Below are 14,504 nucleotides of genomic sequence, written 5' to 3'. Positions count from 1 at the left end.
ACTTTTAGATTGTCCGATTCTTTTATACTGTTCTTTTGTATACCGAATAAATATGATTAATCTGATCGACCTTTTCGGCTGCGGCTTCAAAATTCCCCCGTCTAATATCCAATTCTATTTTAAAAGCAACCACCTTTAAGTCTTCAATGTCTAAAGCAATGGAAAGCTTTTTGATCTGATTTGCCATTTTTTCAAATTCCGCTAATTTCCCGGCTGCCACCTGATCATTTAGCTCATCGATCAACTCCGACAGTTGTTCTTCTTTTTCAGCATCAGTTACCTTGCCACTCTGAAGAACTGGGGCCTTCTTTTCCTTAATCACAATTTCCCCATTAGCACCGATATACATTTCAAAATCGCCGGTCTTCCTTGTCTCTTCCTTACGGTTGATGCATTTTTCAATTTCCTCAACCAGCTTTTCTACTTTAATCGGTTTTGATATGTAGCCATCCAACCCCTGGGACAAAAATTTTTCCCGATCTCCGTGGAGCGCATAAGCGGTAATAGCCAACACCGGAGTATCCTGATTGATTGCCCTGATCCGCTTAGTGGCTTCAATACCATCCATTTCCGGCATTTGAATATCCATTAGAATAATATCATAGCTGTTTTTTTTAACCATTTCCAGTGCTTCAAAACCATTCCCGGCAATATCTACCCCATAACCACATTCGTTGAGCATCCGGGCAATAACCAGTTGGTTAACCTTGTCGTCTTCAGTCAGAAGGATTTTATACTGCTGATTGATCTTAAAATAATCAGGCTGTTTTTCCGATTGTCGCTCTTTAATGGAACCCGGCTCAAAGGTAAGCTGAAAATAAAACCGACTACCAACGCCCTCTGTACTTTCGATCCAGATTCTTCCGCCCATCAGTTCCACCAATTGCTTGGTTATCGCAAGCCCCAAACCGGTTCCCCCGAAACGGCGAGTAAAGGAGCCATCCACCTGGCTAAAGCTTTCGAAAATCCGTTGCCGGTTTTCTTCCGCAATCCCGATGCCAGTGTCTTCCACCACAAAAAGAAGTTCAACCAGATTATCTTTTGCCGCCAGTCTCTTAACCTTGACCCACACCTCACCGGTATCGGTAAATTTGATGGCATTACTGATCAGGTTATTGAGAATTTGCTGAATCCGATGAAAATCCCCCATCACATATTGGGGTACAGACGCTGAGAACGCATAACTAATTTCAATACCCTTACCTGTCGCTGCCGGCGACTGAGCTTTGATTGTGTGTTCCACCAGGGCTTTAATGTCACAGTTTTTCTTTTTGATCTCCAATTTTCCTGCTTCCATTTTTGAAAAATCAAGGATATCATTGATCACATTGAGTAGAGCATTGACGCAAGTTTTGATGATTTTGATGTTCTCCTGTTGTTCCTGATTCAAATTGGATAAACGCATTAAATTGACCATCCCAACAATCCCATTTAATGGCGTTCTGATTTCATGACTCATATTTGCCAAAAATTCACTTTTGGCCTGATTGGCACTTTCTGCTTCTTCCTTAGCCAATTTTAATGCCTGCTCCACAGCCAGTCGCTCGCTGATATCGCGGACAATCGTAATAGCTACCTTTTTCCTATTTAAATAACAGTGGCTACATAATAGCTCCACTGGCAGGGTCGTGTCGTCTTTTCGTTTAGCTAAGGCCTTGATGGCAATCTGACTTTTTTCAAGCACCTCTTTACAATATTTCTCTGCCTCGATGGTTGAGTCAATCAATTTAAAAACGGGATCCGCAAATCTAAAAAACTCCTCGTAGGCGTAATAAAACATATCTCCAGCAGTCTGATTGACTTCAATGAGTCGACCATGGGAGCCATCTTCATTAATATCCTGAACAAAAATTGCGTCAGACGAATTGTGAAAAACCTGACGAAACTTTTCTTCACTGTCAACAAGGGCATTTTCAGCATTTTTCCGTTCAGAAATATCTCGGATAATACAGATAATCACCCGTTTTTCATTCATTTTTGTGGCTTTAGCACTGACCTCAACCGGAATCAGGGTACCATCTCTCCGTTTATGAATGGTTTCAAAAAAGACGCCATCCTTATCCCCATGCTCCATTTCCTCAATTGCTACAGATTTTCCACCTTCAATTAAATCAAAGACTAAAAGGTTTAACAGTTCTCGTCGCTTATAGCCATAGAGCTGGACAGCAGCATTATTGGCATCGATTATTTTGCCGTTTATTTCGACAAAAAGAATGGTGTCTCGAACCTTTTCCGCCAGCATTTTATAACGGATCAGTCCCTCTTCCAGTTTTTTTCGATCAGTAATGTCAATTCCAATGCCAATATAACCACCATAACTTCCATCCTCTTCAAAGGATGGACTGTAAATGCCCTCAAGCCAGCGATAATTACCGCTGGCATGCAGAATACGGTATGAAACACTGAAAGATCTTTTACTACGAAAGGCCTGATTCTTCATTTCCAGATAAAAATTGCGATCCTCAGGATGAATCAAGTCCATCCATTTTATTCCCAGATAGTCTTCGTTTTGCTTACCGGTAAACAAGAACCAACCGCGGTTAAAGTAAACCACATTTCCTTCCCGGTCCATTTTCCAGATCAAGGTAGGAAAGTTTTCAAACATCCGGTAATAATAATCCCGGGACTGTTCCAGAGATAGCTCTCGATTCTTGCGCTCAGTAATATCTTCGAAGGTTACCACTGCATTTCTTATATGTTCCCGCATTAACGGGGCAACGCTAACTCTGAACCAATAATCATTCTCCTCATCGTCAACAAAAATACTTTTCTTAAATTCTATTTTAATCGGTTCATCTTCGAACTCCAGAATCTTTGTTACCGCATTTCTCAGTTCACAGAACTCACAAGACGGGTCAAAGCCGCAACCGCGTTTGTTTAAGCGGCTGCTTTTGCACTGTATCGCATTGCCAAAGTGTTTTCCAATAAAGTCTTCTCTTTTCCGATTGAAATAGTTAAGCAGTGGCTCATTGACATTGGCAATTTTTGCCTCTTCATCCATCACCACTACTCCAACTGAAATAGCATTAAATTCCTGAACGAACTTATCTTCAGTATTCAACCGCTTCTCTTTCAACATTTTGTCACTTCCTTTATACATGCATCCGGTTATTCACAACCGCCATGATATGACAACCTTTAGATAATCATATTTTGGTGCCAGATGTTAATATCACCACTGGCGACCTCCAGCTCAATAGTACGACTGACCGTAGCACCCGTTTCTTCATAGTGAATACCTAAATCCAACTCATCAAGAATCTTTTTTGTAACTTCTAGGTTATGTCGACCCACGTTAAAGGTATCATTCTTACGCAAGGATTCGGCACCACCAAAAATTCGAATCACCAATTCATTTTTCTGACATCCGTATTCACTGGAAAACTGCTTTATAAAGTAAGGCAACCCCGTGGTGACATAATAACAATAGCGGTCAACCGCATCCTCCCTTCGGGCTGGTCGAGGCAGGGCAATATGGATGATCCCCCCCACTCTTCGGATCGGAGAATAAGCTGTAATTCCCAGACATGAACCTAACGCAAAGGTCTTAATCTTATCATTTAATTTGTTGGAAATGGCCATTTCACCGATTCCGATAATTTTTGTCATCGTTTCACCTATTCCTTTAGTGCTGTAAAAATGTGTTGATGGATATTTTCCAGCGCGGATTGGACTGATACAGCGCCCATATTATAGGCGACCTTGTTCATACCATACACAACTGAAGATGCCTCATCCTGACCGATGGTATAACCACCTTTTCGTCGGATCTCCAAAAGACCTCTGGCACCATCACTACCCATTCCCGTCAATAGCACCCCAATAGCCCGATGGCCGGCTTCCCGGGCAACGGAATCAAAGAGCGTATCAACTGACGGACAGTGACCATTAACTTTTTCGCCAGCAAACACTTCAACTCGATACTTTACACCAATTCGCTTAATGCGCATGTGCTGATCTCCTGGAGCAATATATACCCTTCCCGATTCCAGATAATCCCCGGATTGGGCTTCTTTACACTGTAAAGGGGTCTGGGCATCCATTCGTTCGGCAAACATCTTTGAAAACACCGGAGGAATATGCTGAACAATCAGAATTCCCGGAGAATCCACCCGCAGGTTTTTAAGAATGTGATAAATTGCTTCGGTGCCACCGGTGGACGCACCAATGGCAATGAGCCGGTCTGATGACCGCCCATTGCCAGATATTTGCTGGATATGATTGTTTTCGATTCTTTGGAGAATCGGCTTTTGCACTGGAAGGATCACCCTGCTCTTTACCGCCAAGCGGATCTTCAGGATCAACTCAAGAAGAAAGTCTTCAAAGGTTTTTGAAGATACGCCATTCGGCTTTTCTACAAAATCCATGGCTCCGACTGCTCTGGCCTCAGGGCCAATCTTAGGATTACCACTGACAATCACCACCGGGATAGGATATTGGGGTAACAACCGTTTGATAAATTCGACACCACTCATTTTTGGCATTTCCTGATCACAGACAATAAGATCCAAATCGTATTTAAGAATTTTATCGCGCGCATCAAAGGCATCACATGCGGTAGCAACGACCTGAATCTGCGGATCAACGACCAGTTTTTTAGCCACCATTTCCCGGAATGACTGGCTGTCGTCAACGATGAGTACGCTGATCTGATTTTTCTTTCGCAATTCTTCTCGTCCTCTCTACCCGCTTGAGAAACCGTTGTCCCCATTTCTGGGATCTAATTTCAGTATTTTCCAAACTCATTATCGGTTAAAGCAATTTTATTAGGTTTTGACGTCGCATTATTAACCGGCACTTTCCGATTTGGGCGGCTTTCGATTGCTAACTCTTCATTTTGTCGATAGCCATACCGGCTATTTTTTTTTAAAGCAAATCGTGCTGCCTGTTCTCTTAACAACTCTGCCTGACTCGATAATTCTTCGCTGGCTGAGGCACTTTCTTCTGATGTTGCCGAGTTCATTTGAACAACTTCAGACACCTGCATAATACCCTGGTTGATCTGGGAAATGCCAATCGCCTGTTCGTTGGACGCTGAGGCAATATTTCCCACAATGCCAGAAACTTTCGCCACATCGTCGACAATCATGTTAAGGGATAGCGCTGTGGTTGTGGCGATTTTTGTGCCATCATCAACCTTTTTAATGGACCCTTCAATCATTCGGGTCGTTTCTTTGGCAGCATCTGCCGATCGGGCGGCCAGGTTCCTAACTTCTTCGGCAACTACTGCAAATCCCTTGCCATGCTGCCTAGCCCGGGCGGCTTCTACAGCAGCGTTTAAGGCCAAAATATTTGTTTGGAAAGCAATCTCATCAATGACCTTGATAATCTTAGAAATATTTGCTGAAGATTCATTGATTTCTTCCATCGATTGCAGCATCCGTTTCATTTCATTGTTCCCTTTTACGGCGTTTTCTCTGGTCAGTTCCGCCAGTTCATTCGCCTCACCGGCATTATCAGCGTTGAGACGAGTCTGCGAGGCAATTTCTTCAATCGAAGCAGTTAGTTGTTCAATTGAGCTGGCCTGTTCGGTAGCACCCTGGGATAAACCCATACTGGAATCGGCAATCTGTTTGGAACCAGCAGCCACCTGTTCGGCGGCGGAATCAATGTTGGACATAATGTCATTAATATGATCGGTCATTTTTATAAAAGCCAATCCCAGCTCGCCGACTTCATCACGGCTGTCAACTTTCACATCCACATCCAAATTCCCATTGGCAATTTCCTCAGCTGAATCAACCATCCGTCGTAAGGGCTTGCTGATCCCATTGGCAACGATCAATCCCAATCCCACCGCTAATGCAATTCCGACAATGATGAGAACGATCATCACAGCACTCTGGGTCGTAAAGTTTGCGGTATTCTGTGTAAGAATCGCTTCGGAAAGTTTTGTGTTGTAATCAATAAGACTTTGAAGATCCTTATCGACGGTTTCTCGTGCCTGGGTTACACCAGCAAGTTCTGCCAGTGCTTGATCATATTTCTGGGCTTTGACCAATTCCAGATTAGCATTGCGCACATCCCGGTAGGTCGCCATGTTTTCAATCAGCGTATCATAAAGGGCCTTATTTTGATCATCCTGGATGGTCGCTTCATATTCTTTTATTAGAACATTGTCACTTTCTACTGCCGTAACAATAGCATCTAAACGGGTTTGCAGGGTTCCCGGATTGCGTTCATAAACGGCCAGTAACTGATTGGCCCGGATATCTTCCAGGGCTGATTGAACATTGGCCAATTTTTGAGATGGCACCAAATTGTTATAGTACATGTTTTCCGACTGGGTATTAATGGTATTCATGGTATAGATGCCAAATACCCCCACAATTCCGGTTATTACCGCAAGCAAAATAAAACAGGTGACCAATTTTTGTTTTATTTTAAGATTCCTAAAAAATTCCATCTCGTGTTTCCTCCATCTGAGTTTTTATTTTGTTCCTATATACACAAATCAGGCTTCTTGAACGTGATTTTCCATTTCATCATCCTCAAGCAATTTCTGGCAGTCCAGAATGAGTTTTACCGCATGACCGACTTTTCCAATTCCTCTCACAAATTGCCTACCGTCGGTTTCATCCAAATCTGGATGGGGAACAATATCTTCCTCAGGAATGGCCACTACCTCAGCAACACCATCGACAATCAGTCCCACCGTGATATCTGAAATCTCGACAACGATCACGCAAGTTCGTTCATCGTATTCCCGTTCCGGTTTCCCAAACCGCAAGCGCACATCCACCACCGGAATGATCTGTCCCCGGAGACTCATAATCCCTTTGACATACTCCGGTAACTCCGGCACTTCGGTTATTTTCTGAATCCCGATTATTTCTGTAACATAAATAATTTCAAGACCATAGGCTTCACTGTCCAGATTAAAGGTTAAATACTTCCCTTCTTCGGTTTCATCATCCTCTTGCAGCTCCAGTTCATCAAATTCATCAAACGCTTCCGCCATCGTTTCGCCTCCTTTACCTAATTTTTAAGCCGTTTCTGGGTAACTAGTCCATTGACATCCAGTATCAGGCTGATGTTACCATCTCCCAGCAAGGTACACCCGGCCAGACCATCAATTTTTTTCATCCGCCGAATATACTTCGGCAGCGTTTTAACCACGACCTGCTGCTCGCCCAATAGTTCATCGGCAAAAAGACAGGTGGTTTTCGTTTCTCCTTCTAGCATAATTAAAATGCCGTCTTCAATCTCGGTTGCTCCAGTTTTAACCTTGTAATGCTCTTTAAGTCGCATAATCGGATAACACTTGCCCCGGATCATAATCATTTCGTTTTGATCGGTATCCCGAAAGATCTCCTGAGCCTTGGGAATAAAGGATTCTTTAATGGACATAATCGGCAGGGTATAACAGGTTTCACCAACCCGGATATTCATGCCTTCGATGATGGCCAACGTCAGGGGAATTTTCAGGGTAATGACGGTTCCCTGTCCTTCGACACTTTCCACCAGAATGTTTCCGCCCACTGCCTCAATATTCTTAGCTACCACGTCCATACCTACCCCCCGACCGGAAAATTCAGTAACCGCTTCCTTGGTCGAGAAGCCTGGTAAGAAAAGCAGGTTGAACACTTCAGTATCGGTCATATTAGCGGCTTCATTTCCGACTAGTCCGTTTTCCATGGCTTTTTGAAGGATTCCGTCGCGGCTCAACCCCTTACCATCATCGCGGATGATAATTAACACCTCGCCGCCGGCATTTTTAGCTTCCAGAGTGATGGTCCCGGTCCGGGGTTTGCCCTGGCGAACCCGATTCTCAGCAGCTTCAATCCCATGATCAGCGGAATTCCTGACAATGTGCATCAGTGGATCACCGATCTGCTCAATAATGTTTTTATCTACCTCGGTTTCTTCGCCCAAAATTTCGAGGTTAATTTCTTTCCCGAGCTTTTTGCTGATATCCCGGACAATCCGGTTCATTTTAAAAAAAGTAGGTCCTAAAGGAACCATCCGAATGGACATGACCATATCCTGAAGTTCATTGGTTATTTTTTTGAGCTGCCTGGCCGATTTGCTAAAATTATCCAGCACCAGGCCTTTAAGGTCCGGATTCTGGGTGACCATCGCTTCAGAAATGACCATCTCACCGACCAGATTCATCAGTTTATCCAGCTTTTCAACGCTAACCGAAATGATACTCTGGCTTTGGCTGCCATTATTTACTGGTGCCTCTTTGTTGATAACACAAGCTGTTATGGTTTCTTTCGGTTGGGGGACACTAATTGTATCCTCTGAAAGAAGACCACAGATCGCTTCCTGGATTTCCTGTGTCTGATCCAGCTCAACCATTTCGAATTGATCGATAAATGCCAAGCTGCGAAAAAAAGTCGCCAGTTTTTCTTCGGACTCCAGGGTATCAATTTGGAGAATGAAGCCATCCCGTCTAATCGTCTCCACACAATCCGGATCATTAATGACGTCTTCTGGAGTGCTTTTAAACGATTCGGTAATCTCCTTTAAATTATGAACCACGGTGAACGCCCGGATATTTTCCATCCCGCAGTCTTCATCGAATCGCAAAATGGCCTGATAGGTTTTTAGCTCACTGATTTTTGCCGCCTTGTTCGAGCTGATATAATATTTTTCTTTTATCGGTTCGTTGTTAATCACCTGGGAATCGGTCAGATTATTACTTTCTTTGAGCTGCTTAAGATGCTCTTTGATCTTATCTGTTAAACTTTTCGGATCGCCGTCGGCTTCTACCCCATTTTTTATTTTTTCCAGCTCCAGTTTCATAAAGTCAATGCCTTCAAGCACCAGATCTGACAGCGTTGATACATCAATAACTGCTGGCTTTTCTTCCCGAATAAAGTAAAACATATCTTCGGTGGTATGCGCCAGCACCGACATGTTATTGATCAGCATCATCGCTGCTGAACTTTTAATGGTATGCATGATTCTGAATATCTCATTGATAATTTCGCTGGGATAGCTGCCCAGGGCTTCGGTCTTAATCACCGACTGTTCCATTTGTTCCAATTGCTGGGATGTTTCAAAAATAAACACTTCCTGCATCGGATCATTCATATATTGATCTGCCAATCGTGTCCCTCCTTTTCTCAGTTTTTCATAAAACCGCTTAAAATTAATTCAACCATTTCCGCTGATTTTTCTTTGATCGAAAAGCTGTACGCGTTCATTCGCCATTTCAGACAAATTTCCTTGCTGCCGCCAGTGAGTATATTTTCAAGTACCGCCGGATCAAGATTTGTTCGGATCAGATTCTGATCGATGGCTGCTTGAATGGTTTTTGTAATAAAGTCGGATCGTTTATAAATGATTGAACTAACTTTTTCGGATAGTTTTGCATCGCACATCAGGCTGTCATAAGCTTGAACCACCACCGTTATTTCCGGGTAGTTCTGATAATATTCGGCATAGGCGTTATAAAAATAACGAATCGTTTCAAGTGGCAAAAAGTTTTTTAAAACACAGGTTTCAATGATGGCATCATCATACTGGGAAAAATGATCCACCACTGCCAGCATAATATCTGTTTTCGTCTTGAAATGCCGAAATAGAGTCCCTTCTGAAACACCTTCCTGTTTGGCAATCAATTTTGTCGATAAATTTTGAAGGCCAACGGCATTTAAGGTTTGGATGGTTGAAACGATGATGCTTTCATGTCTTTTTATCAAAGATTTTCCCATGTCGCCCCTCCTACCGGAGTGATTACTTACTCCTATATTTGAATTATACACTTTTCTACTTTATTGTCAACTTTTAATGTGAAGTTTCGACGTTTTTTTTTGTGCTGATTAAAGAAATTTTTATCGGCAACACGCACTCTTTTAGCAGTTCTTCATCATTACTGTTAAACGAGCTTAAAACGACCCCACTATATTTTTTGATTTTGATAAAAGCCATGTTATAATGGTCTCCATTAAATAATACTATAGGAGGATCGGATGATTCGAATTTCCAATCTAAAGCTTGAAATCACGAAGGCTAAAAATAATGATACTGAAGCAGCAGCATTAAAAAATGCCCTTCTGACCAAACTTAAAATTAAACCCAACGACTTAATCACCTTTCAAATATTTAAGAAATCCATTGATGCCCGCAAAAAAAGTGCCATTGCCTATATCTATTCGGTGGATGCCAGCCTCAAAAATGAGGGGGCCATTCTAAAAAAATGCGGCAAATCCGGGGTTATCCCCAGTCCGGATTTATCCTATCAACCAGTGACACCAGGGAATACCACCATGGGACACCGACCGGTGATCATTGGCCTGGGCCCCGCTGGTCTTTTTGCTGGTCTTAACTTGGCTAGAAACGGATACGCGCCGATTATTCTTGAACGTGGGGATGAGGTGGATATCCGATCCGCCAAGATTGACACCTTCTGGCAGACTGGAGAACTGGATCCCGACAGCAATGTCCAATTTGGGGAAGGCGGCGCCGGAACCTTTTCCGATGGTAAGCTAACCACCCTGATTAATGATCCCCGCTGTCGAAGTATTCTAGAAGCGTTTATCGCAGCCGGAGCGCCGGAAGAAATCCGCTATCTCAGTAAGCCCCATATCGGCACCGATCTGCTCCGCGAAACGGTAAAAACACTCCGCAAGGAGATCATTGCAAATGGTGGTGAGGTACGCTTTCGGTCCCAAGTGACTGATTTTTTGATTGAGGACGACCAACTCACTGGATTAATTATCAATGAGCAAGAAACCCTTAACTGCCAGGTCGCTTTGCTGGGAATCGGTCACAGTGCCCGGGATACCTTTTATACCCTTCATCATCGAGGCGTCACCATGACCCCAAAAGCATTTTCTATCGGCGTGCGGATTGAGCATCCCCAGAACCTCATCAATAGCGCCCAATATGGTCAAGCTGCCGGCACAGTGGGACTGGGGGCTGCGGATTATAAGCTTTCCTATCATTCCCCCAATGGCCGCTCAGCTTACACCTTCTGCATGTGTCCCGGCGGCTATGTGGTAGCTGCTGCTTCTGAAGCAAACGGGGTTGTCACCAACGGCATGAGCGAACACCGACGCGATGGTGAAAATGCCAATGCGGCCTTGCTCGTCGGAGTGCAACCCGAAGACTTCGGCGACAGTCATCCCCTGGCCGGAGTCGCCTTTCAGCGTAAATGGGAAACCCTGGCCTTTACTCTGGGGGGCCAAAATTATCATGCCCCGGCACAGTTGGTGGGCGATTTTCTGGCGGATCGACCCAGCACCCATTGGGGGCAGCTTAAGCCAACCTATGCCCCGGGACTTAAGCTTGCTCAATTGAAAGACTGCCTGCCCGATTATGTGGTCGCCACCATGAAGGAAGCCCTGGTTCATTTTGATCAAAAGATGACTGGCTTTGCCATGGATGACAGTGTCATGACCGGGGTCGAAACCCGCAGTTCTTCGCCAGTTCGTATCAACCGCAACGATGATCATGTTGCCAATATTTCCGGACTCTATCCGATGGGTGAGGGCGCTGGTTACGCCGGTGGAATTATGTCTTCAGCGGTTGACGGAGTTAAAACTGCCGAAAAAATCATCAAACGATATGCCCAATTAAATCCGCCAAAATAAAACTTTGTATTTTCCATCCTCATCGCTCACATAAAAAAGCTCCTGAAGATTTTTTCTCCAGGAGCACTTTTTTAACAAATTACATTATCTCAAATTTTTAAGCCTAATCCTGATGACCCTTAAACGGCTTTTAAAATTTCTGCAATTAAGCCCTCAATCTCTTGCTCTCTTTTTTTATTTTTCCAGCTGACAATAAAGGACTTTTCCACCGTGCCATCTTTTACTGCCACTGCAGATTTGATCTGTCGATTGGCCTTGTTTCCACCAGTAATTTTAGAAGCTAACTGCTTAGTAACAAAACTAAAGACCCGTTTGCCTTGAAGAGATGAAATTTGTTCAAGATATTCCGCCATTACTCCCGCCAATGAGAAGGCCCATACCGGACTGGCAAAGATCACCACATCATAGGGCGAAACATCCGGCTTATTGGTAAATACAATCGGTGGCTTAACACCAGGAGCATCATCTTCCGGAATAACCTGTTCAATTTCTACCTCCAGCCCTTTATCTGCCAGAGCATCTCTCAGCCTTTTGGCAACTGAAAACGTATTGTTGGTTTTGGAAAATACAATAATGCCAATCTTCATTCTACTCTCTCCATTCTCTTAAAAATTTGAACCTGTCCAGAATACAAATAAAGTCCCCATACTTTTAATCATTAATAATTCTCTTATTGACACTAAGGTACCTCATTTTATTATTTTTTACAAGTCTTTTCTTTGATTCAGATAAGCGTTTTTTGGTTTATTCCCAAAATTCCTGACTAATAAGCTAACAGCCTGAAACTATTTTATAACCTGTTTCGCAAAAAAAACACAGACTCACAAGCACGTGATCTGTGTTTTTTATGTTTATTACTATACCGAAAAACCGTTTGATCGGATAAATTGCTGATTTGCGCATGTTTTATCACCGGCTCAATCTTTGTGCAAACGCCGCGTGAACGCTTCCTCACGCATTCATTATAATTAGGATAGTCCGATTATTTCACCATCTTCGGTAATATCCATACCATTTGCAGCAGGCACCTTAGGCAGACCTGGCATGGTCATTATGGTTCCGGTGATCGCCACTACAAATCCGGCTCCAGCAGATAGTCGCACTTCTTTAACATGGATATTGAAGTCTTGAGGTGCGCCTAATAAGGTTTGATCATCTGAGAAGGAATATTGAGTTTTCGCCATACACACTGGTAGGTGGTCAAATCCCAGGGCCACAATCTCGTCCAGTTGTTTTTTAGCTTCTGGCTCGTATTCTACCCCATCCGCCCGGTAAATTTCTTTGGCAATGGTTTCGATTTTCTTTTCAAGCGGAAGTTCAAGCGAATAAAGGGGTTGATATTGAGATTCACCCAGGTCACAGAGTTTCACTACTTCTCTGGCCAGTTCCTCGCCACCTTTTCCGCCCTGCGAAAACACATCAGAAAGGATCACCTTGACATCTTTATGTTCGCAGGCTTTCTTTACCGCATCAAATTCTGCCTCCGTATCGGTTGGGAATTTATTGAGTGCGACAACAACCGGTACCTTGAATTTTTGGAGATTTTCCAAATGTTGGATCAGGTTAGCACTTCCTGAGGTGACGGCTTCTACATTTTCTTTGGAAAGTTCTGTTTTAACAACCCCACCGTTCATTTTCAGCGCCCGGACAGTGGCAACGATGACCAGCGCATTAGGTTTAAGCTCGGCGTAACGGCATTTAATGTCAAAGAACTTTTCTGCTCCCAGATCCGCTCCAAATCCTGCTTCGGTGACCACATAATCCGCCAGCTTCAAGGCCGTTCTGGTGGCCAGAACGGAGTTGCAACCATGGGCAATATTAGCAAAGGGACCACCATGGATAAACGCCGGAGTGTTTTCCAGCGTCTGAACGAGATTGGGTTTAATTGCATCTTTAAGTAGCAATGCCATGGCACCGGTGGCTTCCAGATCAGCCGCTGTCACTGCTTTACCCTCGGTATTATAAGCCACAATCATTCGGCCCAACCGATCTTTAAGATCTGTGAGACTGGAAGCCAGACAGAGGATCGCCATAATTTCTGATGCTACGGTAATGTCATACCCGGTCTCACGCTCGACTCCATTGGCCCGACTTCCCTGAGCAACGGTGATCATTCGTAGAGCCCGATCGTTCATATCCACAACGCGCCGCCAAACAATCCGGTCCATATCAATATTTAGTGCATTTCCCTGGTGGATATGATTATCCAAAAGTGCTGCCAGCAAACTGTGAGCCGAGGTTATCGCATGGAAATCACCGGTAAAATGCAAGTTGATATCATCCATCGGGACAACCTGGGCGTATCCACCACCAGCTGCTCCGCCTTTGACTCCAAAACAGGGTCCCAATGATGGTTCTCTCAAGGTGGTTATGGTTTTTTTGCCAATATAATTCAAGGCCATTGAAAGACCTACATTAGTTGTTGTTTTTCCTTCTCCCGCCGGGGTCGGATTAATGGCCGTCACTAGGATAAGCTTCCCATCTGGCTGATCCTGGTTGTCTTTTAATACCGACAAAGATACCTTGGCTTTATGATTGCCATAAAGTTCCAGTTCATCTCCAGTGATCCCCAATTTTTCGGCCACCTGTGCAATCGGTTGCATTTTAGCTTCCTGTGCGATCTGTACATCTGTTTTCATCCTGTCATTCTCCTTTTTAAAATAATTTCCTGATTCTCTGAATCCCTTTTCAAATTGGCTATTCAACAATCGGCTACCGACTGTCGATTCTACGGGCATTGCATTTAAACATTTGTGGATTACTCATAATCTGCTTGGTTTTTTCAACCTCCTTTTACCAAAGCTCTGTTTATTACATCTTACATTTTTCTCTGCGATTAATTATGCACATGTATATACAGATTTTTCCATAGGTTACCATCTTTTATACTATCTGTCAATATTTTTCTATATCGAGACAATTTATTATCTTTACTTGTTTGTTATTTCTCAAACAAAC

At 43.5% G+C, this 14,504-nt stretch carries 11 protein-coding genes; 1 reads left to right on the top strand and 10 read right to left on the bottom strand.

Going from position 1 to position 14,504, the window contains the following annotated elements; genetic code table 11:
- Window positions 1-22: 22 nt before the first annotated feature.
- The 8 genes from DOZ58_RS00200 to DOZ58_RS18615 form a co-directional block, all read right to left on the bottom strand.
- Window positions 23-3,079, bottom strand: coding sequence for a PAS domain S-box protein (locus tag DOZ58_RS00200; RefSeq protein WP_162624362.1), 3,057 nt, complete (start codon window positions 3,077-3,079; stop codon window positions 23-25).
- Between the two features lie 59 nt (window positions 3,080-3,138).
- The gene (locus tag DOZ58_RS00195) at window positions 3,139-3,609 is read right to left on the bottom strand and encodes a chemotaxis protein CheD (RefSeq protein WP_111886442.1); all 471 of its coding nucleotides are present in this window, start codon (window positions 3,607-3,609) and stop codon (window positions 3,139-3,141) included.
- An 8-nt stretch (window positions 3,610-3,617) separates the two neighbouring features.
- A complete protein-coding gene (gene cheB / locus DOZ58_RS00190) occupies window positions 3,618-4,667 on the bottom strand; it encodes a chemotaxis-specific protein-glutamate methyltransferase CheB (protein ID WP_111886441.1) in 1,050 nt (349 codons plus the stop codon).
- Window positions 4,668-4,726: 59 nt separating this feature from the next.
- The gene (locus DOZ58_RS00185) at window positions 4,727-6,406 is read right to left on the bottom strand and encodes a methyl-accepting chemotaxis protein (RefSeq protein ID WP_111886440.1); all 1,680 of its coding nucleotides are present in this window, start codon (window positions 6,404-6,406) and stop codon (window positions 4,727-4,729) included.
- Window positions 6,407-6,454: 48 nt separating this feature from the next.
- Window positions 6,455-6,961, bottom strand: coding sequence for a chemotaxis protein CheW (locus tag DOZ58_RS00180; RefSeq protein ID WP_111886439.1), 507 nt, complete (start codon window positions 6,959-6,961; stop codon window positions 6,455-6,457).
- 17 nt (window positions 6,962-6,978) lie between these two features.
- Entirely contained in the window at window positions 6,979-9,057 is a 2,079-nt protein-coding gene (locus DOZ58_RS00175; RefSeq protein WP_111886438.1) for a chemotaxis protein CheA, read from the bottom strand.
- A gap of 17 nt (window positions 9,058-9,074) precedes the next feature.
- On the bottom strand, window positions 9,075-9,665 hold the full coding sequence (locus DOZ58_RS00170; protein WP_111886437.1) for a TetR/AcrR family transcriptional regulator: 591 nt from the start codon (window positions 9,663-9,665) through the stop codon (window positions 9,075-9,077).
- 73 nt (window positions 9,666-9,738) lie between these two features.
- Window positions 9,739-9,882, bottom strand: a complete 144-nt coding sequence (locus DOZ58_RS18615; RefSeq protein WP_204355441.1) for a hypothetical protein — start codon at window positions 9,880-9,882, stop codon at window positions 9,739-9,741.
- Window positions 9,883-9,923: 41 nt separating this feature from the next.
- Here DOZ58_RS18615 and DOZ58_RS00165 point away from each other — a divergent pair, with 41 nt between their 5' ends.
- Entirely contained in the window at window positions 9,924-11,546 is a 1,623-nt protein-coding gene (locus tag DOZ58_RS00165) for an NAD(P)/FAD-dependent oxidoreductase (protein WP_111886436.1), read from the top strand.
- Window positions 11,547-11,665: 119 nt separating this feature from the next.
- Here DOZ58_RS00165 and DOZ58_RS00160 read toward each other — a convergent pair whose 3' ends face one another.
- Window positions 11,666-12,133: an NAD(P)H-dependent oxidoreductase gene (locus DOZ58_RS00160; RefSeq protein WP_111886435.1), complete on the bottom strand. Its 468-nt coding sequence runs from the start codon at window positions 12,131-12,133 to the stop codon at window positions 11,666-11,668.
- Between the two features lie 381 nt (window positions 12,134-12,514).
- Window positions 12,515-14,185 carry a formate--tetrahydrofolate ligase gene (locus tag DOZ58_RS00155; RefSeq protein ID WP_111886434.1) on the bottom strand — a complete coding sequence of 557 codons (1,671 nt, stop codon included), beginning with the start codon at window positions 14,183-14,185 and terminating at the stop codon, window positions 12,515-12,517.
- Window positions 14,186-14,504 lie beyond the last annotated feature (319 nt).

Source organism: Acetobacterium sp. KB-1, from assembly GCF_003260995.1.
GTDB classification, from domain to species: domain Bacteria; phylum Bacillota; class Clostridia; order Eubacteriales; family Eubacteriaceae; genus Acetobacterium; species Acetobacterium carbinolicum.
Note: the sequence above shows the minus strand (reverse complement) of the source record. Positions and strands in the feature narration are given on the sequence as shown.